Here is a 25,412-nt window from a genome sequence, read left to right on the forward strand (position 1 = left end):
TCCTTAGTTCAGATACGATTGCAGGTGCGTGAGTGCATCAGCGCGTCGCTGGTGATTAACCATCAGCACCGGACCGGTGCACCCCATGCCGGTTTCGGCATATATACCTGCTCGCCACAGGCACAGCCTGGCCTCATCGAGTTGCAAAATATCGATGCCGTGGATCTCATCGTCCAGCACCACCTTTGGCGGTGGGGCAACCTCAGATGAGGGTCCCACCTTAGTGGCTACGGGGGGCGCATCCTGGCGAAGAATATCCTCAATGCCGCATGCGCAGGCTTGCTGCCAGCGACGCTGCCAGCAAGTCATCAACTGTCTCTGCGTCATCAGGGCGCAGAACCGCAGCGCATTGGCGATCGTCGCCGGGCCGCTGACGCGGGAGATGATGCCAATAGTCGCTTTCTGCTCCGGCCCCAGGCCAATACCGTAACCGCTGCCGAGGGTTTCCACTGTTCCGCCGCTCTGACCGGCACTGAACAGCTTGATCAACAAATTGCCGGTCAGGGTGTCGCAGACCATAACGTCCGGTGTGGCACGGATCAGATCGTTGCCACGCATCAGCGCGCCGCCGTCCGCCCTGCCTGATGAGGCGAAGCGTAACGAAAATCCCGCTTCGCTTAGCCGCGTCAACAACCGTTGCACCGCAGTGGCATCGTCCACATTGAGGATCCCCAGGCAGGGGTCAGCGATGCCCAGCGCATCGGCCAGTGCCAGCCCGGCGATTGCATTTCTCACCATCGCAGCCGGTCGTCGGACATCGCTCCTGCCCGTGGTACTGGCGAGCACCATTTGACGTCCTGTGGCCACGGAGCAAACCTGTGCCACGGTCGCCACGCCAAGCGGGAAGTTGTAATGCAGTGTGACGGCCCCCGCCACCTCACCCGATGCCAGTTGCTGCTCCATGATACGGTGCGCTGACGAAAGATCGTCGGCAGGCAGATGGGGGTATCCGGGCAACCCGACGGGGCCGATGATGACTGGAATGAGCTGCTCCGTCGCTTGTTTTGCTGCCTCCAGCAAGACTTCCACGGGCAGCTCGCTCCCCAGCGCGGTAAAGGCGATTTTTGGCCGCTCAGACTCGCCGACGAGCGCATCCGCCATGCCGCGTAACGCCTGTGCAATTGAGTGTTCAGCCACGCTGACCTCCCGCATCCAGAACGTCGGCAACCTTGCGCATAGCCTCCGCCAACTGCGCGGAAAGTTCGTGCTGCCCCTGAGTGCTGCTCTCTTCATCTCCCCGGTTACGTTCCACCAGAACGCTGATACCATCAAACTGACTGGTCATCCTTCCGAGGAACAGGCTACCTTTGCCGACGACCATGAAGTTTTGTATCGCCTGCTCGGCAATCGCGCGCACACCGTGCCCGATAAACGGGATACCGGACGGGATATGCCCCTGCGTGGGTGCAAACCCCGGCATGCCGTGGCGAGCCACGAAGTCGTCGAGCTGACTGCGCTCCAGCCATCCCTCCATGACGCTCAATGCCGCAATCATTTTGTAGTTGGATTCGGGCACGTTGCCCGCACCTGCCGGCTGGGTGATCTCCGGGTTCTGCAACTCGACACTGAACTTATCAACATCTTCCGTCGTCATGCCCACCGCTTTCAGCGGTTGCGAGATAAGTGATGCCATCACCGACTGCGGCGATGACCCCGTACCTACCGTATGCCGCCCCGATACACGTGTATTCACGACAGGACTCACGCCGTCATCGGCGGTGATCAGCAAGGCGAAACTGCCAATCATATCCTCCAGCAGTGGCATACCATGCTTAATGTGATCGCGGCCATTCATGCCGAGTTTGGCGACCGAGCCGCCCGCCAGCACCAGTACGCTCTTATAAATGCCGCTTTGTACCAGCGCAGCAGCATTAACCAGCGCGTGAACCGGCGCAGCACAAAAGCCGCGCATGTCGATCCCAGTGGCCTGTCGACAGTGGATGCTTTCTGCTACTGCCTTTGCCAGATTACCGCCGCCGCGCTGATTGACATCACCGACCGCCTCCTCTGAACACTCGATGACGTACTCAACTTGCGCCAGGGCCTCATCAGGAAGCTGCCAACCTGCCAGTACCGCACTGGCTTTCGCCACCAGGTTTTCCAGCATCACGTGTGCGGAAAGGTTGATGTCCAGCTCGTGAGCTGCCTTCACACATCCAACCAGCCGATTGCCAAACCATAGCGGAGCCGCATGTTGCTCAACCAGAAGTGCCAGCTCGTCATCGCTCACCGTGACCGCACTGTCCAGCAGCGCATGCTGTGACAGCGTCGGGTGTTTGCTGAGTTGGTCCTTCATTTCACTAATAAACGATGCCTGCCACGCAGTTAAATCAAATGCGTCGACGTAGCAAAGCAGCGCATATAAGAAAGTTTCACAATAGATTTCCCCCCAATCGCTGCGGGGGCCGCCAGCATAATCCGACTGGGTCCACGGCTTGGGGGTCGCCGCAAGCTGAGCAGGGCTGAGGTTGCCGATGTAGCACTGATTCGGCGGATAACTCACCGCCTGCTCTAACGTTCTCAGATGGTCAGGAATCGCCACTAGCCAAGGTTCATTCGGGTTTTGCAGCCGTGCTTGTTGCGCTGCGCTACCGTGCCACATCAACAAATTCGGGGCATGCGCCAAGATATAACCTACTTGCCGTATTACTGCTTTTCCCATATTTCCTCCTGGAGTCACTCCAGTCATTAGCTGGCTGGAAAGTCACTCACTGATCCAGGTAATGACAGTATGTTTCCCGATAGTGGCGCACCTCCCTGGCAATAGCGTCGACATCAAGTACCATCTCCATCATGCCAACCTGCTGCTGATACACTTCTGCATCAACGGCTTGCTTCACTTCATCTTCAACAATGTGATAACACTGGAGTCCTAACTGAACTCCGGCCAGAGGACCTGCAAAAGTCGGGTCACCGTTAGTCACTGTTTCACATGCCAGCCCAGATGCTTCTGCCTCTGCTCCCCCCAGGATCACAATCAGTTCCTGCGGCGGATATGTTTCTGACAATGTGAGAATGCGGCGCTGATTTTCCAGATCCATCGCTCCGGCACTTGTTCAGACAAAACACTCGGTTGTGCTGAACACCACTTCTGCACCTGTGGAACGCACGCACGCTTCTATCGCCGGGCCAGGTACACCATCCCGATCGCCGAGGAGGATGACTTTTTTACTACTCAGATCCATAACGCTCTCCTTTGGTAATAAAATTTTTATGCAGTGCCATGCAGCAAGGTTTCCAGCGCCTGACGAATTTGTTCACTATCCAGATCTTCTCCACTCAGGTGGATCGTCCGCTCGCCGCTTTGCCAGATGACAATAGAGGGCAATCCCATCACTTTTTGCGCCATCGCCAACCGACGGTTGCCCTGAATATTCAAGCTACAGAAAGTCACCTGTCCGCGATACGCATCGGCAAGCTGATGGATATCCGGCATCAGCTCTTTACAGCGCTCGCAGTTTTCGCTCCAGAAATCAACCAGCACGATGCCCTGCGCGACCATTTCGTCAAAGTTGTCTTTATTAAGTTCAATCATGGGGGATCACTCCGCAAAAATGGCAGTAGTTAGCAATTCATCTGGCTGTACGATGCGTCGTCGGAACTCTTCACCTTGGTGCAAGCACAACAGCGTAGGCAGCTCAGTCACGCCATAACGCATTGCTAATCTTTGATTTTTGTAGGAATCGACCGGAACCAATCGCCAGTCAGGATGATTGTCGATGTCATGCTCAAGCCGCATCATCATCTGCACGCTCTGCGGCACCGTCGGCGACCAGAACAGCACCAGTATTTTGAATGGGCTGCCCAGCACATGCTGCTGCCAGAAGGTTTCTTGTTCGAGATACTGGCTCGCGGCGACGGCAGCGGATGCCCCCTCGCCCGCAGCGGTAACCACTTGGCGAAGGAATTTATTGCAGACATCACCGACGGCAAATACACCGGGCAAACGCGTTTCCTGCTGTGCGTTAACATCGATATAGCCCGCCCTTGTCAGTGGCAGCGCCTCTTTGAGCGGCGACAACCAGTCGGTCTGCGGCACTGTGCCGACAAACATAAAGACACCGTTGGTCGCAATCTGCGAACATTCCCCGGTTTTAACGTTTTTTACTTCGACGGCGTCGACCAGATCATCACCGGTAATCGCCATTACCGTACTGTTCCAGAGGAAGGTAATTTTCTCGTTGGTATAAGCCTGTTCACACACGATCCGGTCGGCGTCAAGGTGACCTTCATCGTGGATCACAATCATCATCAGCGAGTTAACGTAACGAGTAAGAAAGACAGACTCCTCGACCGCCGTATTGCCGGAGCCCACCACGACAACATCAAGGTCGGTGTAAAAATCGGCGTCGCAGGTTGCGCAGTAAGAGACGCCACGCCCGGCAAACTCTTTCTCGCCGGGGATCCCCAATACTCGGGGACGCGTGCCAGTGGCAATGACGATGCTTTTCGCCGTTAACACATTCCCATCTGTTAATTGCACCGTTTTCTGCAACCCATCTTCACTCAGCATCAGGGATTGGACGCGCCCCTGAATAAACTCGGTGCCAAAATGACGGGCGTGTTCGGTAAAATTATCCATTAATTCCGAACCACCTACTTTAATTACTCCTGGATAATTTTCCAGAGTGTCGGTTGTTGAACACTGCCCTCCTGGTTTTCGTTTTTCCTCCACCACCAGCGTTTTTAATCTGGCGCGTGCTGAATAAATCGCAGCACTTAACCCGCCCGGACCACCGCCGATAATAATCACATCATACGCATCATTACCCATGGCAAAGCGTCCCTCCAGCATCAAGGTAAAAACGTCCCTGAACCGGGCGTAGGTCGGCACAACTCAAAAGTAAGAGATGAATAGTAAAAAATAATGAAGCTAATGAAATACAGACGTAACTATTCCACTGAGGAAGAGTTAGATGACATGCTGCACCGCAGCATAATGTGAGGAGTCAATGATAAAGCCGGATAATGTTATCAACCAACGTAAACAACATAAACACACTCCCCAATCCCAAAGGCGTGATTAAAATAGATGATTAAGTTCAGTAACCTCTGGCACGAAAAATAAAATAGGTCATTGCGATAACCTGTTTTGCGATCTACATCACTGTCAAAAGAGTTTATCTAGCTCTATTTGTCCTATATCACCTATCGCTTATATCGTTTTTCTTGTGCTGGGATAATTATCATGACATCGAAGCATCACGAACGACAGGACCACAGCCAACTTGTCGTCTCCCGATGCTCAGGGACATTTTTAATCATTTCCTGTGAGCAGACCAAACAGTACTCGACTCCCTGTTCGAACAGATGAGTGTGCCACTGTCCATTATGGCAGCGTCAGCAAACGGGTTCGCACGATGAAGGTGGTCTGTCATCAGCCAGCCCAAGAGAAATCCCCAGCCTGGCTATCCTAATTGATTGGTCGGGCTCAAGGTGTGTGGTCAGAGCGAGTGGAAGCTCAGAAAACACGGTGCCGGGCAACAGTGATGCTGGCACAAGTTGCTCTCTGGTCGTTGATCCCGCGACCCAAGATATCGATATCTTCGCACTGGAAGTCTCTTTGGAAAATGTCCATGGTAACGCAGTCGTCTACTGGCGGAGAAAACAATATTTGGATTCAAAGAGATGAGAACCGGGAAATTTTCTCTACGAAAATACAACGATCAGGTGAGGGAAGTTATCACGTATATATATGAATGCGGTAAATAAACTGAACGTCCTTGTTCTACTTGTCAAAATGCTCCAATATTAACCGTGCTCGTGGCTGGTAATATTATTTCTTGATGCAGACCAGGCCATCAACACGGGTTAGCAGTAGATAGTCATAATTTTTAGTTCACTACTGTCCAGTCAGTTGGTGTCCTATTATTATCAGTAAACATGTTTTTGAGTGTATTCAATAACGATAGGCGATAGAATTAACAGCGCAATTATATTAGGTATAACCATCAACCCATTAAAAGCATCAGCCATGTTCCAGACCAAATCCACGTTAAATAACGAAGCACCAAAGACACATAATATCACCAAGATTTTCAAACACCTTAACCAGCGTACAGAGCTGCATAAATAACGAACATTTGTCTCCGCATAATAATACCATCCAATAATGGTTGAAAATGCAAAAAACAGCAATGAAACAGATATAAAAACATTCCCCCAGTACCCAAATGTCTGTTCATAGGCATTTTGTGTAACTGTTATACCGGTTCCTTTTTCAACAATGAAGGAAAGAAGTTCTGATAAAGGAAGTCCTTCTTTATTAAGTGAACTCAAACCGGTGGTAATGATAACCAAACCAGTCAGTGTCACAATGAGGCAAACAGTGAAAACCCCCATCATGGCTATTAATCCTTGATCCTCTGGATTTTTTACCTTTGCCACAGCGTGGGCATGTGGTGTGGAGCCCATACCAGCTTCATTAGAAAATAATCCTCGAGCAATCCCAAAGCGAGCAGCCTGTTGAATAGATATGCCTATTGCCCCCCCGAACACAGCTTGAGGGGAAAATGCAGCAACGAATATTAAATAGAATGCTTGTGAAACATATTGATAATTGACTATTAATGTAATAATTGCTCCGGTGATGTAAAGCGATGCCATTATTGGGATAAGTTTTTCATTGAGTGCAGCTATATAATGCAGACCACCAACCACCACCAATGAGACCAGAATGGCAATACATATTCCGACGACCCATGTGCTGACACCAAAAGAATTATGGAAAGCGTTGGCAATAGAATTAGACTGAACCATATTCCCCACTAACCCTAGTGCCAAAATATTGAGAATGGCAAATATAACCGCCAGCCATTTCTTTTTCAATCCTTGCTCAATATAATATGCAGGACCGCCAACTACCTGTCCATTACGATCAGTAGATTTATATTTTTGAGCAAGAATGGCTTCAGCATATATAGTAGACATTCCAAGAAGAGAAGATATCCACATCCAAAATATAGCCCCTGGCCCTCCGGCGATAATTGCGGTAGCAGGTCCTGCCAAGTTCCCCGTCCCGACCTGTCCAGCAACCGCAGTTGCAATTGCCTGAAAAGAGCTCATCCCTGCCTTACCCGCCTTTTCTCCGGAAAGAGAAATACCTCGCAGCAATAACAAAATACCTTGTTTAAATCGTAATACTTGGATAAATCTAAGTCTTACTGTGTAATATATCCCTACACCACAAAGGACGATTACCAGAAAATAATCCCATAAAAAAACATTTAATGTATCAATGATAATTTCAAGCGATTGCATACCCTACCTCCCTACCCACTTCACACTTCACACTTCACACTTCACACTTCACACTTCACACTTCACACTTCACACTATAATGAAGAGTATATCCTTGGTATAACTATGATGACATGATTTTGATTTTCAAATGGCCAACAACAATATCGCCAAGAGTTTAAATGCACCCATGATACAGGTGCATTTAAACTTTACTCATGTTATTAACTCCAATTTAAAATAACCTTGCCTGAACGGCCCAAACGCATGACATCAAAACCCTGCTGGAAGTCATCCACTTTATAGTGGTGAGTGATAATGGGAGAAATATTCAATCCCGATTGAATCAAACTCGCCATTTTGTACCAGGTCTCAAACATCTCACGGCCGTAAATACCTTTGAGCATTAGACCTTTGAAAATCACTTGGTTCCAGTCAATCGCCATCCCCTCGCTGGGGATACCCAACATGGCGATTTTTCCACCGTGATTCATGGTGTCCAACATGACATGGAAAGCCGAGGAGACACCGGACATCTCCAAACCAACATCGAACCCTTCTGTCATACCAAGCTCGACCATCACGTCTTCGAGTCGCTCTTTGTTGATATTGACAGTACGGGTGGCGCCCAGTTTATCAGCCAGTTCAAGACGATAATCGTTGATATCCGTAATGACCACGTGGCGTGCACCAACATGACGGCAAACGGCAGCAGCCATAATACCGATAGGACCCGCGCCACTAATCAGTACATCTTCCCCCACTAGATCGAATGACAAAGCCGTGTGCACAGCATTGCCAAAGGGATCAAATATAGCGGCCAAATCATCACTGATATCATCAGGAATCTTAAAGGCGTTGAAGGCAGGGATCACCAGATATTCAGCAAAGGCCCCTTCTCTATTAACTCCAACTCCGATGGTATTTCGGCATAAATGGGGATGACCTCCGCGACAATTACGACAGTGGCCGCAAGTAATATGTCCTTCTCCTGAAACGCGGTCACCAATATTGAAGCCACGAACTTCCTGACCTATATCTACTACTTCGCCGACATACTCATGCCCTACAATCATGGGAACTGGGATGTTTTTTTGAGACCAGTCGTCCCAGTTGTAAATATGTACATCGGTACCACAGATAGCCGTCTTGCGGATTTTTATCAGCAAATCGTTATGGCCCATTTCAGGCTTGGGCGCGTCCACAATACAAATACCTTGCTCAGGCTTTAGTTTACTTAGTGCTTTCATCATGTTACTCCATAAGGATAAGGAAAAATTCAGATACTCCCCATTTCATCGCCGATTCTAATGAAGGCCGCGATTTCCTTGTCCAACTAGTCACGGCTGTGATCAGCCGATATCTGGATACGGATGCGGGCCTGTTCTATGGGTATCACTGGAAAAGAGAACCCAATAATATAGATACCTTCCTTAAGTAGATGTTTAGCTCTCCGGGATGTTCTGATGACATTTTTCACTCCTCCTTCACTGTAAAAAAATTGGCATCATTTTTCCCTTCGAGAAGATCATGGTTCCTTTTGTTAAGCAGTTATGAATACTTATGAAATTCTCTTATGGCACGATGAAAAATCTCCTTTTGTTTAACCTAGCTCTTTCTTTCCATTCGTTTTAGTAAAGGGACAATCCGCTGTCTTGATAAATTCAATCTCTCTGTGCAACCTGAAATAGAAATCTGCTTCCCTTTTCGATATCTTCTGAAAAATAATCCCTCGAATTTTACCAGTCCAACAATTACTGAAACCTTATCGATAACTTTATATGCAGCCTCAATTAGTCGAACTGACAGATTGCCATCACTTTTCAGGAGGGAAGTAATATCTTGATTTTGTTTAATCAAGATCATTGTTATGCCTCTGTGAGGAATGACAACGAATAGGCATAATAAAAGGGAAGGATAGCGGAAAAGGCAACAGAAAAACTGTCGCTGTATGTGATCTGGAAAAAAACACTCGTACTTGAGCAGTACTAATAGATTACTGAAGTGAGCGACTACTCCGCAGTCGGTAAAGTCGGGTCAATGACGGTCTACAAATCTATCCTTAACTAAAAGTGACATATTGCATTCCTCACAAAATACAAACCACTGACTAGCATTCGCTAGCTGACATCGTAGGCTATAACCAAAACACATTATGTGAACCATGTCATGGTTTCAGGGAAGTAATGGGATGATTAGACCACTCATCTTCCCCTTCAGCCAGAAGGCGTCGTGCCTCAGCTCGTTTTCACCTAGCTATTTTGAGAGAGAAACATTTTGGTGCGAGCTGAGTATCCTTAACGCCATAGCGATACTTCAGACGGGCCGTACATGCCTAATTTATCGACCGGCAAACACAGTTCCTTCTCACAGGTCATTTTGTAATTTTACCTGTGGTAACGATATCGGATGGAGCATCTCCTGCATCAGCATGGGAGGCTTTTCACCTGCAGAAGAGAACAAAGAGGTAGCGTCAGGCCAGAGTGGACAAAGCTTGGCCGCGGTTGAAAGTATTTTCCTCAGTACACACTAGATACCCCAAGGTATGTCATGAGGTTGCCTGATATGGCTTGAGAGAACAAGAAACCACATCGTCTTAGACCATGAAGGTTGGATACATGTTGCAACAACATCAACCTCGAAGTGACGCTCGAAGACCTGCCGGAAGTAGGTTAGAAAAATTCCGTGTGGACCAAACGTGGACACGGGGAAAAACAAAAAGGCCACTATCGCTAGTGGCCTTCGTAAGTCTTTGATTTTAATGGTGCCCGAGGCCGGAATCGAACCGGCACGACGCGAACGTCGAGGGATTTTAAATCTGATTCAGCCCTATGAGAAAACAAGCACTTACATAAAAATCAAAGAGTTAGTAAACCAATGACAGCCAAAAATGACCACCCATTTAAAATTTTGTCGCCACTCTGTCGCCACTTTCAGCCCCCACCTGACAGCATTCTCTGCAGCCTTCCCCACTCCTCGGCATACTCCCGACGCAGATAAAACTGCCGCAAGTTGATGGTGGTTTTCTTAAGAAGACCTGCTTCGGATTCTTCTTTCAGCAGGGTCTGGATATCAAGCCAAAGCCGATCCCTTTCAAAGCCGCTCCAAATCTCAGGGACAGGGGTCAACATGTTGGTGTAACAGACAGGAGCAACCCATTCGAACAACACTTTTTCCACATGCTCTATGGGAAATGTCTTGGCTACTTTGGCAATGTAGCGATAGTCAACTTCGTTATCCACGAAAAACCCTGAGAGGGCTTCACACAACTCGATATCAGACCTAGTTCCCTTCATCAGAACCCCTCAGCCTCAACCCCACCCGAATTATTCTAAACCACAAACAGAAAGAGGATTTAGGCGAATAGCATCCTCCAAGTGATCAGGGGCAAAGTGGGCATAGCGCATGGTCATGGCGATGGTGGAGTGACCCAGAATCTTCTGCAACACCAGGATGTTGCCGCCGTTCATCATAAAGTGACTGGCGAAGGTGTGGCGCAGAACGTGGGTATTCTGCCCGAGCGGTAGCTCCAGCCCAGCACGTTCGACCACCATTTCGAAGGCTCGATAACAGTCACCGAACAGACGGCCGCGCTTTCTGGGCAACTGGGCATACAGTTCGGGGCTGATGGGCACGCTACGGCTTTTCTTGCTCTTGGTACGGGTGAAGGTGATGCGGTTGGGGGATACCTGGGACTGGGTCAACTCTTCCACCTCAGACCAACGGGCACCGGTGGCCAAGCAGAGTTTAACCACCAACAGCAGGTCGGGATTTGGACTTTCAGCACAGGCGACCAGCAGGCGCTTGAGTTCGTCAGGGTAAAGGAAGGCCAGCTCGGCCTCGGCCACCTTGTAGGCCCGCAGACCATCAAGGGGGTTTTCCCCCTGCCACTCCCCTAGCCTTTTCAGTTCGTTGAATACCGCGCGCAGGTAGGCATGTTCGCGGTTCACCGTATTGGGTGTGACGCCCTGCTTCTCTTGGTTGACTGCACGCCGATCGGTGATATCGCCCGAGAGGCGAGCTTCACGGTAGGCGGCAAAATCGCGAGCGGTGAAGTTCACAGCCAGCGGATCTCCCAGGGAATGGCACACGGTCAGTAGCTTGGACCTGCGTGCCTCACCATCACGCAGACTCTGGCCATGGCGGCCAAACCAGAGTTCGACCAGATCGGAGAGGTGCCGGCCATCGGCCGGTTCCCCCTGCCCTTCCAGCCAAGGCTTGCCCTTATCCGGATCCAGCACAAAGCGCTCGAATGCCAGCGCCTCGCCCTTGGTGGCAAACTGCTTTCGTAGCCTCGGCGCGTGGGGATTATCCTTGCTTGGCCTTCCCTCTGGGTAGATCTCGGCAAGCCACTTGCCAGATGTTTGCTTTCTTACTGCCATACGCCCTCCACTCAACCACTGTAATTACATACAGTTAAGAGTGGCTTTTGACAATGTTTGAGTGCGGTACCGCTATACATTAAGTGAAGCTCATAACCAACCTTAAAATAGTCGTGTGGCTTCGTGCTAACATAGTAGCTAAATATTAAACCACTAACATACTAATTTAACTAACGCCTTATAGTCGGTTTGCAATATATGTTCTCATAGAGGGAGACAATTCTACCCCATGATTATCAACAATATATTTCATACAATCATCAATGATTGACTCACGTACAGAATCTCCACTAAAACCTAGTTTAGCAGAAGAAGAAACACCAAGACTTTTCTTAAAGTCAGAGACAAAGGAATCAAGAAACTCTAGCTTTTCTATACTGCTTTCAGCGCTATCATTTATCGCATTACCTAAGGCTCGTCTAAGAAGATCTCGACGAGAATTTGACTTCATATCTCGCTCAAGTGAGTTTACTGAATGTTCTATTCTGTCTATCTTTTCCATAAGATATTCATCACGGCCTACGGTGCGCTCATCTAACTTCGCAACACGTTCTATAGTGAAATGCTTGAGAAAAGTTGAGTATCCTTCACTTTTCGAACTTTGGTATGTAGCTATGACCTTCTCTCGAAGTCTATTTTTAAAATCAATAATGTCATAATATTTAAGGTCCCGTTTGTACATCACGTGTTCAATTATTTGAGTGTCAAACGAGAACGCCGTAACATCATCCTTTATAATTACTGTCGGTTTATCAAAAGCAAGGCGCATACCTAGTTCAAACATCACATTTGCGTTACGCGTACTCACATCACAGATGACAATATCATCTTGATATATATTCTGAACAATGGACTTATGTATAACACCAACGTCATCTGACTCACTAACCATTCTAACGTGAAACTCTGTATCACTTAGTGATTCTTTAATAATACTTTGAACTTGACGCCAGTGCTCTGGCTCAAGATTCTCACTCTTCGCTATTGGCATAATAAGACCACATTTAAGTGATTTATCCGAAGAAGATACTGTAGTTTCGGTCGAGATAGTTTTAGGTTTTTCAGTCATTTTTCTCATCCATTGTATTTTCGTTCTTGTCATCCATATTTATATAGATCGTCCGAATATCAGACTGCCTGAGCTCTTTCGCAAACTCTACAGCAGATCTAGCAGATATATTATTAACCTTGACAGTCTTGCCATCAATACTGTAGGTCAGGCTAGCTTTGGGATGGCGATTAATAAAAGCAACCAGAACTCCACATATTTCTCCAACCTGAACCGGATTTTTTGATATCCAATCGAAGATTTCGATGAGAAACTGAGGTCCGTTGCTAAACAGGCTAACAGGAGCATTAGCCTCGATCTGTACCTCTTTCAGTATGTTAGTGAGCGGCGTATGATCATTGCCATATACATACAGGATTAGACTCTCCGGCTCTTTGTAACGAAATTTATTCATCAACCACTCTTTCCCATTGTATGAAGGTGTCAGTGATAGAACTTATTATTGCAATAGCAAATTTCATTGATGCATTGGCTTTGCTGGTTAAATTTCTCTGCTTCCCACTGATGGTTTTTTTTCTGATGAAAGCACTAAACTAACCGCATAAAATCGCCATAAAGCTCTTGATACTCTTGTAAACGCAAACAGGCGCATTAGCGCCCTGCTTGTCTCTTTCTAAAAATTCTGTGCTCAACCATCACGCCGATGATCTGGATGTGCTGCCGGTCGGAGTGCATGGTGGGGTAATCGTCGTTGAGGGGGACCAGTTCAAACACCTCTTGGCCGTTCTCGTCGATGCCGCGGGGCCGGTACTTTTTGAAAGTGGCCTCATTGCTGCCGTTCTTGGCAACAACGTAGTCCCCGGGTTGCGGCGCTTCGTCGGGGTCAACGATGATCAAATCTCCCTCTTTGAACTGCGGCAACATGGAATCGCCACGCAACCAAAGGCCAAAACCGAATGGGCCGATCTCGCCGCTTGCTGATACGTATTCGACATTACCGTCAAAGGTAGTGGCCTGTTCACACATCTCACGCCAGTGGCCGGCCTGCACATAACTGATCACCGGGATCCGCTTGCCCTGTGGTATTACCGCCGGTTCAACGTTGTGGAACCCTGGGACTGGTTGAGTTGGTGACACTTCGGAACCTGTGCCATTTCCCGTCAACAACCAATCTACAGTCACTCCAAGGGCTTCGGCTAAATCATTGAGATAACGTCCTTTTGGCTCTGCACCTCCCCTCTCCCAATGACTGACAGCCACCCGAGTTACACCAACTCGGGCAGCTAACTGATCTTGTGTAAACCCACAGGCTGAGCGCCGGGTCTTAATGCGTTCGCTTACGTTCATGTAAGAGAGATTACACCCCAAATTACGTAACTAGATTTACTTTTTGAGTAAATTAACTTGCGCTAACGCTTTTTATGATCGTAAAGTAAGTTTCGTAAGTTAGTTAACCAAGGCGTTATCGACCATGAAAACAGCAGATGCAGTAGCTCACTTTGGGGGAATAGCCCCCTTAGCAAAGGCATTGGGCGTGAAGACACAGGCGATCTCTCAATGGAAAGAGAAAGTCCCGGAACTGCGCTCCTACCAAATCGAAGTCCTGACCGGCGGCAAGTTGAAAGCCGATCAGCAGCACACCGCGCAAGGCCGCGCGTAACTGAACTCGCAGGAGGCAACTATCCATGATTATCGCCCCCATCTATATCGACACCCCAGTTTGCACGGTCGAGAGCTTCTCTGAACGTACCGGCCTGACCCAACGCACTATCGAGAACTACGTGCGGGCCGGACGTATCCCCATCATGCCCAAGCAAGGCCGCTCTGAAAAAGTGCTGATCAACCTGGTTCTCTACACCCAGCAGGCCATGAATCAACCGGGTCTGGAGCCGGCCCCGAAACCTGTTCGCGCACCCAGAGTGTCTCGCAAGCAAAGGGATGAAAGCCATGTTTGAACAAAGCACCACCAAACAGCCGCATTTCGATTCCGCCTGTTCGCGCTTTGCCGCCAGCCATTCATTGGCCGAGGTCGCCCGTGCTGCAGGTATCGGTGAGCAGGTACTACGCAACAAGCTGAACCCGGCACAACCGCACCAACTCACCGCCCGGGAACTGGTGGCCATTTATCACGCCACCGAGGGGGACGAGACCCTGTTCGATGGCCTGCTGTTGGAATGCGACCTTACTGCCGTGGCCATCCCACAGGCAGAACGGGCCCCTTCCCTGCCCCACCAGGCCATCGACTTGAACGCCAAGATCGCCAGCATTGGCCAGCGAGCGCTGGAGCTGACAGATCGGGGCCGGATCACCCGCTCGGAGCGCAACACCCTGGTGAGCGTTGCCACCTCTGCCATGGGGTCACTCGCCATCCTGATCCACGACATTGAGGCCCGCTTTCAGGCGGTGCCAACCCTGGCCTGTGCGTCAGACATCCTGATGCAAACCATGACCATGTAAAGGGGGGGAACACATGCAAACCCAACGCATTGACCATGAACAGCGCAACCTGGCTGGCCTGACGCCAGACCAACAGGTGGCCATGAACACCGCCGGCTGCATGCTGCTGCGCGAGATGTTCGGCAAACATCGCTCCAGCCTGGACACCGACTGGCTGGCACTGAGCCAGGCCAAGAAAGCGGCCATCTGTGCAATCGCCCGCCAATCGCGAAACGAGCTGATGACAGCAACCCTGTCGGCCCTGCCGTATGCACGGCGCGAAGCGATCAGGTTGGCAGTGATCGCACTGGAGTATCAGAGCGATTTTCGCGGCGGCTGTGACCGCAAGGTGTGGCACCCGGCACCAGGTGCCAGATCCATCGGGGATATCGAGAGAGAGAAGAAAGAGAGAGCGGCAAAACTTCGCATGAAGCGCGCGGTTCTGGCGGCAAGCCAGATGACTGGGCAAGGACCACGTCCTATTGGGCAATAAAAAAGCCCGCATTACGGAGCGGCAACTCCAAGCGGGCCTCTATCAACAACGTATGAGGAAGTCGACATGGCAACTTTAGCGATCCCCTGCGCACTGCGCAACCTTCGCATCCAACAACGCAAGCTGACGGGCCGCTATGGCACCCGTCTTAGCCAACATCCGGACGGAATTGCGGTTTTCGAGCGCTCCACCGCGCTGGCTTGGGCCTCTCTGTTTCACCGCATCAACCCCTGCACCATTTCACAAGGAGCCTGACCATGAACGCACAACCGACCCAGATCAATCTACTCAACCACCATGCCGCCAAGCGTCTGCGCCAGTTGCGGGAAAAGTTGAAGCTGAGCCGCCCGAAGTTTGCCGCTCAGCTCGGCATTCCGCCCACCACGCTCAAGAACTACGAGCTGGGATACCGCGAAATTGGCGGTGGTCTCTTCCTGCTGATTGCCAATCATCCTGAGCTGAAACAACACAGTACCTGGTTGTTGACTGGCTCCACCGAACTCGTGGCTTAACCAACAAGGGGCCACCTTCGTGGCCCCAGGAGAACACTATGGATGGATTCATTACGGTCGGGAAGATACCGCATCAGATAACGGAAAAGGCTCTTGCATTACTCAACCAACGCCCCCGGAGACTGCACTCCGGACGAGGCGACGTGATTGATGTGGGCCTCAGGTATCGCCTGTTCAGACCATGTGGGGCTCGATGTTTTCAGCTCATGACCCACGAACGCTACAACAAGCTAACCAGAAAGAAACGGAGTCGTTGATATGAGCGATGCCATCAATATTGCCCGCCAGGCGCCCAAGCTCGTTGAGGGGCTGCTGGCAGATATGTTCGCCGCCAATGCCGAAGATAACCGCATCGCCCTGGGCGGGGTCTACTCCGGCCAGCAATACATCCAGCTGCAGCTGGTTGCAACCAGCAACCCGGCTGATCTGCTCGATGATGACGGCGACGAGGACGATGAAGATGCAACACCACTCCCCGCACACAACCCACTGACCACCCACTGGCTGGCAGCCCGTGCCGAGTTTATCGCTGCCGGCGGTGAGGTCAGAGGCGATCGGGATATCCCCCGGGAGCTGCTGGCGCTCGGTGCGGTGCGCTCTGTCTATTGGCTGGCACTGGGCCAGGGCGAAACCGCGCTGGCCAAAGAGATCGGCGAGTGGTGGCAGGAGTGCGCGCCACTGCATGGGCAAGGTGAGGTGATCAAGTGACTCATCACCTGCAGCAGGAACTGACCAGCCAGATGTATCGCTGGCAAGAGACCTATCGGGAAGACGCAGCGCGGCTGCGTCTTTATCAACGGGAGCTGGCCCATGCGCGTCGACTACCAATCCGCCCTCGCGTCAGTATCCAGCTGTTGCTGCGCCAGTGTGCGGCCGCCCGTCGAATGAAAACCCATGCACAGCAGCGCATCAGTGGATGCCTGTTTCGCATCAAGAAGTTATCCGCTTAACGAATGACCAAGCTCACCACCCGGCTGCCGCTATCGAGAAAAGCACAGAAGCAGCGCATCAACACCCTTTGCAACTCTCTGCCCGGCGTCAACTTTGACGCCGTTTTCGGCGGCCCACGTGGCCAATACGATCTGCTCTGGGCCATCCAGCTGCTTGATGGCCTCTCCCCCGAGTTAACACGCGACCTCTTCAAACAGTACGCGCGACGCCGCAAAGATTGCAGTTTCGAGCATTGTCGCTCTGCCAATATCTGGCTACGCGAGCGAACCCGATGGGTGCGCAAGCTGCTCCACTCCATCCCGGTCAACCCGAAAGAGATGCGCGATGAAGATGGCCGCAAGAAGGTGGCCCACCAGTTCGCCAACCAGATCGCAGCCATATACAAGAACATCGAACAGGGCATCAAAGAGGGCGCCGAGCCGGATCTGCTGCAGACCTGGGAGCTAATGCGTCAACCGGCCGACCAATGGGGTTTTATCGGCAAGATGCCCAAATTCAAATCCGACGCGGTGCGGGATAACTGGATCCTGAGCGTGCTGGTGCGTCTGCTCTCTGCCAAGTGGTGGGAGAAGCGCGTCAACCGCTGCTGGGATCGGCTGCAGGAGCAGATCAACATTCTGCTGGGTAAGGTACGCAAGGGCGTGTCGGCTTATGTATCGAACGCCACCATGAAGGTGGTGCGCGAACGCAAGCGGGCCATGATGCGCTGGCTGGCCGAGTCGGAAGTGGTCAACGAGCAGTATGACCTGGTCGTGTCGATGAAGGATTGCTGGGAGGCCAGCAACGCCAACCCGGTGAACCGCCGCAACGAAATGATGGTGCGTGCGAGGGGGTTCAATGACTATGCCGAGGAGCAGGGTCATGTGGGGGTCTTCTTCACTTGGACAGCCCCGAGCCGCTTTCATGCCTGGACACAAAAGCACAATGGCAAAGCGGTAGAGAACAAGCGATATCAAGGGGCCACGCCGCGGGAGACCTGCGCCTATCTGGCCAAGCTCTGGAGCCGCGCCAGAGCCGCCCTCAAACGGTGGAACGCCCCAGTTTATGGATTTCGCGTGTGCGAGGCTCACCACGACGGCACCCCGCACTGGCATCTGCTGCTATTTATGCGCCCGGAAGATCGCAACCGGGTGATCGGCATCCTGCAACGCTATGCCCTGACCGATGACCATGACGAGCTGGTACGGGATATCAAGGGCGCCCCACCCTTTACCGACTTTACTCCCCGCTTTGACTGGAAAGAGATAGACCCGGCCAAGGGGGATGCCGCGGGCTATATCGCCAAATACATTGCCAAGAACATCGACGGCGCCTACCTGGACGATGACGAAGAGGCTGGCACCGCCGCCGATGAGGGCGCCCTGCATGCCGTCGCCTGGGCCAGTTGGTGGGGCATTCGCACCTTCCAGCAGATCGGCGGCGCCCCAGTCGGGGTATGGCGCGAGCTGCGCCGCATCAGCAACGCCAAGAAGCATGCCGAGTTGGTTGGCCCACCCAAGCCAGTGCTGCAAGACCCACGCTTTGAGGCCGCCCGCTTTGCCGCTGATAACGGCATCTTTCGCTGCTACCTGCACGCCATGGGCGGTGCATTGGCGACCCGTGCCGAACACCCCATCAAGCTGGCCCACCTTATCGAGGAACAGGCCAACAGCTATGGCGAAGACATCAAGCGCCTGATGGGCATTACCTCCGCTCGCCTTAGCATCAAGACTCGCCTGCAAGGGTGGGAAATTGTGCCCGCCGGCACCCATGAAGCCAGGAAAGCCGCCGAGGCTGCAGCGAGGGGGGTTGAGGTTCAGGCGGGCGACAGCCCGGCACCTTGGAGCTCTGACAATAACTGTACGCGGCCCGATCCCGAGGCTTTCGCAGAGCAGATCATGAAAGATCAATGGGGTTTATCGTCCTTCTCCATCAACCGGTTACGGGCTGGGGCCAGTGTCAGCTCGGACGGTTTCACCCTTTGGCTGGAGAACGGACAGGTACAGTCAAGCCGTATGGTCCCATCGGGCGATGACGAGCCCTTGATAGAGCTGGAATGGCTACGTGCCATGGTCGGTGTATCAGAACCGGACGAACAGCCCGACACTATTCCTCCCGAGGATGAACATTGGCCGACACTGGTAATGGATTGCTACGAGCTGTTCAACGCCTGCGGATTCAAGGCATGCCATCAGTGGATCGCTGCTCTGCCTAATCCGTATCGATGTGAACTCTGGCGCGTGCTGGATAAGTTAGACCGCGCAGAGCAATATGATGCGCCTAGTCCACTGTTTGATGAACTGATGAGCGAGGTAGCCTGTGACTGATCTTTTTTCCAAGCTGGAAGCCCTGCAGAGCGAATTGCCCGATACATCGCATACCTACAAATCGCTGACAGCACCACAATATGATGCACTGGAATGCCAGATATATCGGATGGGCCTCAAGATTGATGGCACACCGGCATGGTCACAGGATCTGATGCTTGAGTGGTTACAAGAACAAACACCGCATATCAGAGGAGTGGCCATCGCCATGATGCGCCGGATCTATCGACCGGAGCGCACTGGCCTCCCCCCTCTCCCTCAAGCCATTGCTGACCACAAAAGTCATGAATGGCATAGTCCCCGGTGGCCATTTCCCAGAGCAGCCATAGAAGCAGCATAAGCATCCACTGGACATCGCTCTAAGCCCGAACATCCACAAGGAAAGGAACGTGACTGGGCACGTTGCATCATTTACTATATCGATACAACCACGATATCCAACGATATTTAAATCTGTATGACTTACCTTCTGCTGAAAGGGCTCTGGTCTAGTACCGGACCAAGCGATAAGGAAATGATAATGAATGAAAGCGTCGTCAAGGTATTTAAGAATGATGAAGAGGGCTATTTAAGATGGGTCCAGACTAATCCAAATGGTTATATCCTGAATGTTGATCATCAAGGCCACGTGAGCCAATACCCGATGGTTCATTCCTGTAAGCATAAGCTTCTATCTAGTCCCACTCAAACCAATTACACAACAAAGATTAACAACAAGGGGTACTACAAGGTTTGCTCTCTAAATCTTGAGGCTCTTGAAGTTTGGTCGACGAATGAACTCAACAAGACGCTCACTTACTGTCTCCGATGTAAGACAAGTTATCAAAAATAATGCCCCCTTCTTAAATCTATTACCCTGCCTGCGGCAAAACATCAGGGGGCTAGTTGGCAACCATTAATTTATGGAGCTTGATAATATGCTCGCACCAAATTAATGCTATTCTAACTCTAATTTTTTGAGTAGTTCATCGTATAGTCCATCAATGTTAGGATCGTCATTTTCTTTGAAATATCTGACTATATCAGCTGTAACATAGCCCCATTGATTGAAATTGTATCTCGTTGAACAAGTGTCTCTGCGCTCATGAGGATTTAAACATTTAGAAATAAAAGAAAAGATCTCCCCCGAGCTTAACGCCCATGAGAAAGTATCATTGTGTAAATTAGGACAACAAAGTAATGCTCTAAAATTATACTCTCCCCAAGAGAATCCTTTTTTTGCGATAGCACTATTGGTATCATCTTGGAACATGACTATTAATTCTTGCGCTAACCCATCTATTTCATCAGGAGGAATCATCCCTAGCCAACTCAATGATGAAATTAAAACATTAGGATCTGTTTTTATTGGTTTATTAAACTTTAGCTTGTCTGGTTGGTTTTTTATTTCACAGAATATCACGTCAATTTTAGCAGCAGAAGAAACCATGAATTCTGATGATGCTACTTGTCTGTCTTGTTGGTTGTGATGAGGATATTTTATCGCGATTTTATCTATATCTGTAGATGTTTGCCCCCATATTGGGGTGTGAATAATCAACCCTGTTGTAATGTATCCATTCAGCCTTAAATACAAATCAACCAAATATTCATCAACGACCGATTTATTCATTTGTTTATCACCATATCTCTGCACAAGCAGAATCATCACACTCAAAATCATGTTAACAACTAAAAATCACATATTACCGAAGATTTCTAGAATATGTTTAATATGACTTTTTATCCCCATAAATATCCGTACCATTTATAAACATTGCATTTTTTAAATGCTCTCTGAAGTCTCTATAGCCTTCCATGTCTTTATAGACTTTAACGTATCTCATCATAATAAATAGCTCTTCAGTTTGCATATCAATTTGCTCTTTCAGCTTTTCATTTTCTCCAATTAAGTTTTTTTCTACCAACCTTTGATTTGTCATTACCATTTCAATACAGCGATTTATATGTCGTTTAATAGACACGACGCTGGCTCCAACTAAAAGTATAACCGTTCCTATTAATACGTAATCCATTTACTGTTCCTAACCACAGTGAAACCAATAGTAAAGCTTACGGTTTTCTTACACAAACAAACACATGTGTCTCATTAAATGAGATATCATCGCCCAAACTCAATGTTTTAAAAGAAACACCTATTGGTTCAAAACCATCTATTTTACCTTGAAAAACACCGTGGCTTACTTGCGAAACAGAGATAACGCTTATCCATACATCCTCAAACCTTAGGAGCACTGAATCACCATTTTTGATACCTGCATGTTGCATAGATTGTCCAGGGACATAGTCACTAATTACAGCATAATTATTAATTGTACTAAACCCAAGTTCGATTGCATATTTCATGTTTCATCCCACCATCATATAAATTTATCTTTATGAGTCATCTAACACTCAAAAATGACGCACATATATTACTGAAACTTTTAAGACTAAAAAACATTACGTTCTTTTAACCCCCAAAAGAAACCAAGAATAACTAGCCTTCCAATATATAGAGTCTATCTATTCAACAGTTTCATTTATTATACAACCTATAGAAAAGGCATAACCATCACACAGGGTTCTAGGTTCCAAGAAGCTGCTTTTAATAAAATTGAAGGAAGATACAACCATCAGCAACACCTCGGTAACTTTTGGAGTAATAGGGGGCTCGGATGAATAGGCTATCAAACGCGGACTTGATTAGTGAGTAAAACATACTAACAGGCCCGTTTTTTAGTTATTTTTTTGACGTAGGTCAGCAAAGCAGGGGGCACTAAGAAGGGAGAACCTATGGCAATTTAAATTGTGTCTATGACAGCTTCTGAATGCAATATCCAGAAAACCAGGGGCACTATTGCGCCCCTAGTCCTTTCAATACCATCTGCCGCCCCTCTGGCGTCAGTGACCCCATCAAGCTCAACACCAGCTGGTTGGTGGTTTTGGCCGAGGGGCTTAAGGTGTGGGCGAACGACAAGGTGGCCACCCAGCTATGGCCACACTCGGCATCGGTACACTGGCAGTAGAGATCCGATACCTCATCGCTCAGTCGGTTAGTCTTGGTAATGCGGCCTCGCTGGCCACACACTTTGCAATAAACCCGCATTACGCCCCCTTTTCTATCCAAATCAACAGCCTATCTTGCCACAGCGGACACTGTTTGTTTATACAGTTGAACCGATATTCTCCCGAAAATCGACCCAGAGGGAGCGAGGGAGTCCCGCGCTGTTGATGGCATCCTGGATAAGCTCACACAGCGGCAGCACCTCGTTGCGGGCATAGGTGGCATCGTACTTCTCGGGATCCCCGAGCCCTCCCCCGCCATTGGTCGGAATGATACCGGCCAGCGCAGCCGGGAAACGGTGAGAAGTCAGTACATCCTGAGCGGTGATCCCCTTGATAGCCGTGAACTCGTCCTTGGTGGCGATATCCCCTACCGGGATCAACTTGATGCCATCAGGCTTGCCGTCCGGGATGTTCACAAACATCGAGCGGAAGTTCCCCACCCCCTTGCTGCTCGCAATCATCTCCTTCATCTCCTCCTCGGTGTCATCGTCCATGTTCGGGTCGGTGGCGTAGAAGATGAAGCCCATGTGGGCGCCGTTGAGGAAGTATTTGCGCCGAAACAGGGTGGCATCCTGGTTAAGCAGCGCCGACTGCAGGCCGCCCAGGTAGTCGGGCATGCCGTAGATCTGCTGCTCGGGATCGTACTGGGCCAGCCAGATGATGTCCTCCGGCCGGTAAATCAGGTTCGGCTTGCCCTGCTGCAGATAGACAAAGCAGCCATCCTCGCGCCGGCGCAGGTAGACACTGGAAAGCGGCAGCAACCCCACCACCTGGTTAAACCCGTTGCGCAGTTTAAGCAGCCCCGCATCCCCGAACTGCAGGTAGTTGTGGGCAAAGGCGGTGACCGTGGTGCGCTGGTTGGTAAAGCGTCCCGCCACCATATTGCGGCGCGCCATCAGGATGGCCCCGTGGTGGGCATTGGCCCGCACCACTTTGGCCAGCCCTTTGCGCTCGATGGGCGGCTGGTAATACTCGTCGTAGGGGTTGTAGAACACCCCGGTGTAATCGGTCATCCAGGCTGTGGGGTCGATGGCCTCCGGCATGCTGAACGCCACCGCGCTCTTTGCTGGGGTGGCCGCCCGGGCCGGTTGGGATGTGTGTCGCTTGGTCATGCTGCCTTTCTCTCCTGGCTGGTTGCCCAGGTGGATTTACGTTTGCGGGTGGTATCGAGCGGCTCGTTGGCCACGGCGTGGGCAATGGCAAAAAAGACGTCGGCGTGGCCGGTCACGTTGTCGCGGGCGGCCCGAAACGTCATCTGGCCGCCGCCGGTGGTGCTGCGCTTGATGGCGAGGAACGCCAGCGGTATATCCCGATCTGCGCTGTCCCACTCGATGCGGTTGGCCTCCACCACGTCGATCATCTTGAGTACCAGCCGCGATTTGCTCTCGATGCTGTAGTTGATGGGGTGGCACACCCCTTTGAAGGTGGGCTTCAAGAGGTCATAGACCCCGGCACCGATGCCGGAGACATCGACCCCGAGATAGGTGACCCGAAACTTCTTGGCGATGCGCTCGATCTCCTGCGCCTGGAACTGAAAGTTGAGCCCGCGCCAGTAGTGCTTCTCCAGCACCCGAAAGCGCTCGCCGGCGACCATGGGCGGGGCAACCACCACCAGGGTGGCGTTGTCACGGGTGCGGCTCGGGTCGTAACCCATCCACACCTCGCGCCGGCCAAACGGATCAGGCCGCCCGGGCTTGTAATCCTCCCAGCGGCTGGGGTCTACCCCGGCCCGCTCCATGTCCTGGAACTTGAACACCGACAGGGCATCGTCGATAAAGCGGCACATGTAGAGCCTGTCGAACACCTCCTCCGGGTACTCGTCTTTCAGCTCCTCGATGTCAATGAGGTTGCAGCCAAGGCGAATGGCATCCTCGATGGTGATGACGTAGCGCCACTGCCGATCCGGGCAAACGCGGCCGCCGTCGCGCAGGTCATCTTCACCCGGGAAGTCGATGGCTACCCGGCTCGGGCGTTGCCCCTTCCAGCGATCCCCGGTCCAGAACCGGTACGCCTCATGCACCTTGCTTGATGGGGTCGAGAAGTAGGTCTTGCGCCAGCGCGATTGGGTCGCCATGGCGCTGGCCACATCCGAGAGCTTCTCGAAGTTGGGGATCCAGAAATACTCATCGATGTAGACGTTGCCGGAGCGGGACTGGGCGCTGTTGGAGTTGGTCGAGCAGAAGTGCAGCTCAGCGCCGTTCGACAGCACAATGGGATTGCCGGTCAGGGTGACGCCCAGGAAAGTCTGGGCAATCTTGCAGATATAGGAGCGAAACACCTCCGCCTGGGCGCGGGTGGCGGACAGGAATATCTGGTTGCCGCCGGTAAGAATGGCATCCTCCAGCGCCTCGCCGGCGAAGTAGTAGGTCATGCCGATCTGGCGAGACTTGAGGATGTTGCGGGTGCGCGGCAACGCCGGGTCGTTCTTGGCCTCTCGGCAGCGCAGTTGATAGCCAAACAGGGTACCCAGCCACTCGGCAAAGTCTGCCTCCGTCAGGTGGCTGACCTCGTTCTTGCCCTTCTTGCCGCCCTTGCCCTTGCGGCCGCCATCCTGGCCACCGCGTCCGCGTGGGGTTCGCGGTGGAGCGGGTTCCTCTCCGGCTTCACGTTGGGCCTTGAGGGCCTGCTGGCGTTCGGCCCACTTGATAGCCTTCTCTTTGAGGCTGACATGGTGGCCGATAAGCCGGTCCAGTTCGTCCAGCTCGGCGCTGGTCTTCTTCTCTCGCCCGAGCAGCGACTGCACCCGGCGGGCAATGGCATCCTCAACCGCCTCTTCGGTCAGCAGGTCACGCCAGCCGTACTTCTCGGCCCAGAAGTAGACCACACGGCAGGAGTTGAGCCCCAGTTCGTCCTTGATCTCCTGGGGTGTCCATCGTTTAAGGTAAAGTCCCCGCGCGGCATTGCGGATCTCTTCGGGATACGCCACGGCGCCTCCATCAGGTGAATGATGGCGCCATCATAGCCAGCCCCTCTCCTTCCTTATCTCACTGATGTTCCAGGCAATTCGGATATTCCGCTGGATCCGAATCGCCACGA

29 protein-coding genes are annotated in these 25,412 nt (G+C 51.2%); 11 read left to right on the plus strand and 18 right to left on the minus strand.

The annotated features are described in order from the left end of the window. Positions 1–3: 3 nt before the first annotated feature. From grdD to LA321_RS18575, 12 genes are all read right to left on the minus strand, one after another. Positions 4–1,137, minus strand: coding sequence for a glycine/sarcosine/betaine reductase complex component C subunit alpha (gene grdD / locus LA321_RS18520; protein ID WP_052445714.1), 1,134 nt, complete (start codon positions 1,135–1,137; stop codon positions 4–6). Continuing rightward, complete coding sequence (grdC, locus tag LA321_RS18525; protein ID WP_026456315.1) at positions 1,130–2,662, minus strand: glycine/sarcosine/betaine reductase complex component C subunit beta; 1,533 nt, start codon at positions 2,660–2,662, stop codon at positions 1,130–1,132. The genes grdD and grdC overlap by 8 nt, the downstream gene beginning before the upstream one ends. A gap of 46 nt (positions 2,663–2,708) precedes the next feature. Beyond that, positions 2,709–3,185 (minus strand): glycine/sarcosine/betaine reductase complex selenoprotein A, encoded by a 477-nt coding sequence (gene grdA / locus LA321_RS18530; RefSeq protein ID WP_082043357.1) that lies wholly within the window; start codon positions 3,183–3,185, stop codon positions 2,709–2,711. A 26-nt stretch (positions 3,186–3,211) separates the two neighbouring features. Next, positions 3,212–3,535, minus strand: coding sequence for a thioredoxin family protein (locus LA321_RS18535; RefSeq protein ID WP_042069777.1), 324 nt, complete (start codon positions 3,533–3,535; stop codon positions 3,212–3,214). Positions 3,536–3,541: 6 nt separating this feature from the next. Beyond that, positions 3,542–4,795, minus strand: coding sequence for an FAD-dependent oxidoreductase (locus LA321_RS18540; RefSeq protein ID WP_201941122.1), 1,254 nt, complete (start codon positions 4,793–4,795; stop codon positions 3,542–3,544). 1,079 nt (positions 4,796–5,874) lie between these two features. Beyond that, positions 5,875–7,260, minus strand: coding sequence for an alanine/glycine:cation symporter family protein (locus LA321_RS18545; RefSeq protein ID WP_082043358.1), 1,386 nt, complete (start codon positions 7,258–7,260; stop codon positions 5,875–5,877). 203 nt (positions 7,261–7,463) lie between these two features. Continuing rightward, positions 7,464–8,489 carry an L-threonine 3-dehydrogenase gene (gene tdh / locus LA321_RS18550; RefSeq protein WP_042069780.1) on the minus strand — a complete coding sequence of 342 codons (1,026 nt, stop codon included), beginning with the start codon at positions 8,487–8,489 and terminating at the stop codon, positions 7,464–7,466. Positions 8,490–10,172: 1,683 nt separating this feature from the next. Then, complete coding sequence (locus LA321_RS18555; protein WP_042069781.1) at positions 10,173–10,535, minus strand: DUF7079 family protein; 363 nt, start codon at positions 10,533–10,535, stop codon at positions 10,173–10,175. Positions 10,536–10,565: 30 nt separating this feature from the next. Further along, positions 10,566–11,621 carry a site-specific integrase gene (locus LA321_RS18560; protein WP_042069783.1) on the minus strand — a complete coding sequence of 352 codons (1,056 nt, stop codon included), beginning with the start codon at positions 11,619–11,621 and terminating at the stop codon, positions 10,566–10,568. A 178-nt stretch (positions 11,622–11,799) separates the two neighbouring features. Continuing rightward, the gene (locus LA321_RS18565; RefSeq protein WP_156140856.1) at positions 11,800–12,690 is read right to left on the minus strand and encodes a hypothetical protein; all 891 of its coding nucleotides are present in this window, start codon (positions 12,688–12,690) and stop codon (positions 11,800–11,802) included. Further along, a complete protein-coding gene (locus tag LA321_RS18570) occupies positions 12,683–13,084 on the minus strand; it encodes a hypothetical protein (protein ID WP_042069784.1) in 402 nt (133 codons plus the stop codon). Before LA321_RS18570 ends, LA321_RS18565 begins: the two co-directional genes overlap by 8 nt. Before the next feature lie 197 nt (positions 13,085–13,281). After that, positions 13,282–13,977, minus strand: coding sequence for a LexA family protein (locus LA321_RS18575; protein ID WP_042069786.1), 696 nt, complete (start codon positions 13,975–13,977; stop codon positions 13,282–13,284). 124 nt (positions 13,978–14,101) lie between these two features. Here LA321_RS18575 and LA321_RS18580 point away from each other — a divergent pair, with 124 nt between their 5' ends. The 11 genes from LA321_RS18580 to LA321_RS18625 all read left to right on the plus strand — a co-directional run bounded on the left by LA321_RS18580 (position 14,102) and on the right by LA321_RS18625 (position 19,668). Continuing rightward, the gene (locus LA321_RS18580) at positions 14,102–14,290 is read left to right on the plus strand and encodes a Cro/CI family transcriptional regulator (protein WP_042069788.1); all 189 of its coding nucleotides are present in this window, start codon (positions 14,102–14,104) and stop codon (positions 14,288–14,290) included. Between the two features lie 25 nt (positions 14,291–14,315). Beyond that, positions 14,316–14,585 (plus strand): hypothetical protein, encoded by a 270-nt coding sequence (locus LA321_RS18585; protein ID WP_042069789.1) that lies wholly within the window; start codon positions 14,316–14,318, stop codon positions 14,583–14,585. Then, positions 14,578–15,087, plus strand: coding sequence for a phage regulatory CII family protein (locus LA321_RS18590; RefSeq protein ID WP_042069791.1), 510 nt, complete (start codon positions 14,578–14,580; stop codon positions 15,085–15,087). Before LA321_RS18585 ends, LA321_RS18590 begins: the two co-directional genes overlap by 8 nt. A gap of 13 nt (positions 15,088–15,100) precedes the next feature. Further along, positions 15,101–15,559 (plus strand): hypothetical protein, encoded by a 459-nt coding sequence (locus LA321_RS18595; protein ID WP_042069793.1) that lies wholly within the window; start codon positions 15,101–15,103, stop codon positions 15,557–15,559. Between the two features lie 66 nt (positions 15,560–15,625). Beyond that, on the plus strand, positions 15,626–15,814 hold the full coding sequence (locus LA321_RS18600; protein ID WP_042069794.1) for a hypothetical protein: 189 nt from the start codon (positions 15,626–15,628) through the stop codon (positions 15,812–15,814). A 2-nt stretch (positions 15,815–15,816) separates the two neighbouring features. Beyond that, entirely contained in the window at positions 15,817–16,071 is a 255-nt protein-coding gene (locus tag LA321_RS18605; protein ID WP_042069795.1) for a helix-turn-helix domain-containing protein, read from the plus strand. Between the two features lie 38 nt (positions 16,072–16,109). Next, on the plus strand, positions 16,110–16,328 hold the full coding sequence (locus LA321_RS20305) for a ParE family toxin-like protein (RefSeq protein ID WP_042069797.1): 219 nt from the start codon (positions 16,110–16,112) through the stop codon (positions 16,326–16,328). Position 16,329: 1 nt separating this feature from the next. After that, positions 16,330–16,779, plus strand: coding sequence for a hypothetical protein (locus LA321_RS18610; protein ID WP_224212228.1), 450 nt, complete (start codon positions 16,330–16,332; stop codon positions 16,777–16,779). After that, a complete protein-coding gene (locus tag LA321_RS18615) occupies positions 16,776–17,021 on the plus strand; it encodes a hypothetical protein (RefSeq protein ID WP_042069799.1) in 246 nt (81 codons plus the stop codon). The genes LA321_RS18610 and LA321_RS18615 overlap by 4 nt, the downstream gene beginning before the upstream one ends. Before the next feature lie 3 nt (positions 17,022–17,024). Then, entirely contained in the window at positions 17,025–19,328 is a 2,304-nt protein-coding gene (locus LA321_RS18620; protein ID WP_042069800.1) for a replication endonuclease, read from the plus strand. Further along, positions 19,321–19,668: a hypothetical protein gene (locus LA321_RS18625; protein ID WP_156140858.1), complete on the plus strand. Its 348-nt coding sequence runs from the start codon at positions 19,321–19,323 to the stop codon at positions 19,666–19,668. Before LA321_RS18620 ends, LA321_RS18625 begins: the two co-directional genes overlap by 8 nt. Before the next feature lie 597 nt (positions 19,669–20,265). Here the strand turns inward: LA321_RS18625 and LA321_RS18630 are convergent. The 6 genes from LA321_RS18630 to LA321_RS18655 all read right to left on the minus strand — a co-directional run bounded on the left by LA321_RS18630 (position 20,266) and on the right by LA321_RS18655 (position 25,302). Continuing rightward, complete coding sequence (locus tag LA321_RS18630) at positions 20,266–20,979, minus strand: hypothetical protein (RefSeq protein ID WP_156140860.1); 714 nt, start codon at positions 20,977–20,979, stop codon at positions 20,266–20,268. Between the two features lie 58 nt (positions 20,980–21,037). Further along, entirely contained in the window at positions 21,038–21,343 is a 306-nt protein-coding gene (locus LA321_RS18635; protein ID WP_156140862.1) for a hypothetical protein, read from the minus strand. Between the two features lie 37 nt (positions 21,344–21,380). Then, the gene (locus tag LA321_RS18640) at positions 21,381–21,674 is read right to left on the minus strand and encodes a hypothetical protein (protein WP_156140864.1); all 294 of its coding nucleotides are present in this window, start codon (positions 21,672–21,674) and stop codon (positions 21,381–21,383) included. A 490-nt stretch (positions 21,675–22,164) separates the two neighbouring features. After that, positions 22,165–22,416, minus strand: a complete 252-nt coding sequence (locus LA321_RS18645; protein WP_042069805.1) for an ogr/Delta-like zinc finger family protein — start codon at positions 22,414–22,416, stop codon at positions 22,165–22,167. Between the two features lie 58 nt (positions 22,417–22,474). Further along, positions 22,475–23,488, minus strand: a complete 1,014-nt coding sequence (locus LA321_RS18650; protein ID WP_042069808.1) for a phage portal protein — start codon at positions 23,486–23,488, stop codon at positions 22,475–22,477. Beyond that, entirely contained in the window at positions 23,485–25,302 is a 1,818-nt protein-coding gene (locus LA321_RS18655; protein WP_042069810.1) for a terminase large subunit domain-containing protein, read from the minus strand. Before LA321_RS18655 ends, LA321_RS18650 begins: the two co-directional genes overlap by 4 nt. Between the last annotated feature and the right edge of the window lie 110 nt (positions 25,303–25,412).

The organism is Aeromonas enteropelogenes (assembly GCF_020097295.1).
Taxonomy (GTDB): domain Bacteria; phylum Pseudomonadota; class Gammaproteobacteria; order Enterobacterales; family Aeromonadaceae; genus Aeromonas; species Aeromonas enteropelogenes.

Bases quoted from the DNA above. Each gene is read 5' to 3' on its own strand.
- LA321_RS18585 (WP_042069789.1), top strand. From the start codon at position 14,316: ATGATTATCGCCCCCATCTATATCGACACCCCAGTTTGCACGGTCGAG.
- LA321_RS18645 (WP_042069805.1), bottom strand. From the start codon at position 22,416: ATGCGGGTTTATTGCAAAGTGTGTGGCCAGCGAGGCCGCATTACCAAG.
- LA321_RS18535 (WP_042069777.1), bottom strand. From the start codon at position 3,535: ATGATTGAACTTAATAAAGACAACTTTGACGAAATGGTCGCGCAGGGC.
- LA321_RS18565 (WP_156140856.1), bottom strand. From the start codon at position 12,690: ATGACTGAAAAACCTAAAACTATCTCGACCGAAACTACAGTATCTTCT.
- grdC (WP_026456315.1), bottom strand. From the start codon at position 2,662: ATGGGAAAAGCAGTAATACGGCAAGTAGGTTATATCTTGGCGCATGCC.
- LA321_RS18580 (WP_042069788.1), top strand. From the start codon at position 14,102: ATGAAAACAGCAGATGCAGTAGCTCACTTTGGGGGAATAGCCCCCTTA.
- LA321_RS18640 (WP_156140864.1), bottom strand. From the start codon at position 21,674: ATGAAATATGCAATCGAACTTGGGTTTAGTACAATTAATAATTATGCT.
- LA321_RS18590 (WP_042069791.1), top strand. From the start codon at position 14,578: ATGTTTGAACAAAGCACCACCAAACAGCCGCATTTCGATTCCGCCTGT.
- LA321_RS18635 (WP_156140862.1), bottom strand. From the start codon at position 21,343: ATGGATTACGTATTAATAGGAACGGTTATACTTTTAGTTGGAGCCAGC.
- LA321_RS18555 (WP_042069781.1), bottom strand. From the start codon at position 10,535: ATGAAGGGAACTAGGTCTGATATCGAGTTGTGTGAAGCCCTCTCAGGG.
- LA321_RS18620 (WP_042069800.1), top strand. From the start codon at position 17,025: ATGACCAAGCTCACCACCCGGCTGCCGCTATCGAGAAAAGCACAGAAG.
- LA321_RS18595 (WP_042069793.1), top strand. From the start codon at position 15,101: ATGCAAACCCAACGCATTGACCATGAACAGCGCAACCTGGCTGGCCTG.
- LA321_RS18570 (WP_042069784.1), bottom strand. From the start codon at position 13,084: ATGAATAAATTTCGTTACAAAGAGCCGGAGAGTCTAATCCTGTATGTA.
- LA321_RS18545 (WP_082043358.1), bottom strand. From the start codon at position 7,260: ATGCAATCGCTTGAAATTATCATTGATACATTAAATGTTTTTTTATGG.
- LA321_RS18575 (WP_042069786.1), bottom strand. From the start codon at position 13,977: ATGAACGTAAGCGAACGCATTAAGACCCGGCGCTCAGCCTGTGGGTTT.
- LA321_RS18605 (WP_042069795.1), top strand. From the start codon at position 15,817: ATGAACGCACAACCGACCCAGATCAATCTACTCAACCACCATGCCGCC.
- LA321_RS20305 (WP_042069797.1), top strand. From the start codon at position 16,110: ATGGATGGATTCATTACGGTCGGGAAGATACCGCATCAGATAACGGAA.
- tdh (WP_042069780.1), bottom strand. From the start codon at position 8,489: ATGAAAGCACTAAGTAAACTAAAGCCTGAGCAAGGTATTTGTATTGTG.
- LA321_RS18540 (WP_201941122.1), bottom strand. From the start codon at position 4,795: ATGCTGGAGGGACGCTTTGCCATGGGTAATGATGCGTATGATGTGATT.
- LA321_RS18610 (WP_224212228.1), top strand. From the start codon at position 16,330: ATGAGCGATGCCATCAATATTGCCCGCCAGGCGCCCAAGCTCGTTGAG.
- LA321_RS18600 (WP_042069794.1), top strand. From the start codon at position 15,626: ATGGCAACTTTAGCGATCCCCTGCGCACTGCGCAACCTTCGCATCCAA.
- LA321_RS18560 (WP_042069783.1), bottom strand. From the start codon at position 11,621: ATGGCAGTAAGAAAGCAAACATCTGGCAAGTGGCTTGCCGAGATCTAC.
- LA321_RS18650 (WP_042069808.1), bottom strand. From the start codon at position 23,488: ATGACCAAGCGACACACATCCCAACCGGCCCGGGCGGCCACCCCAGCA.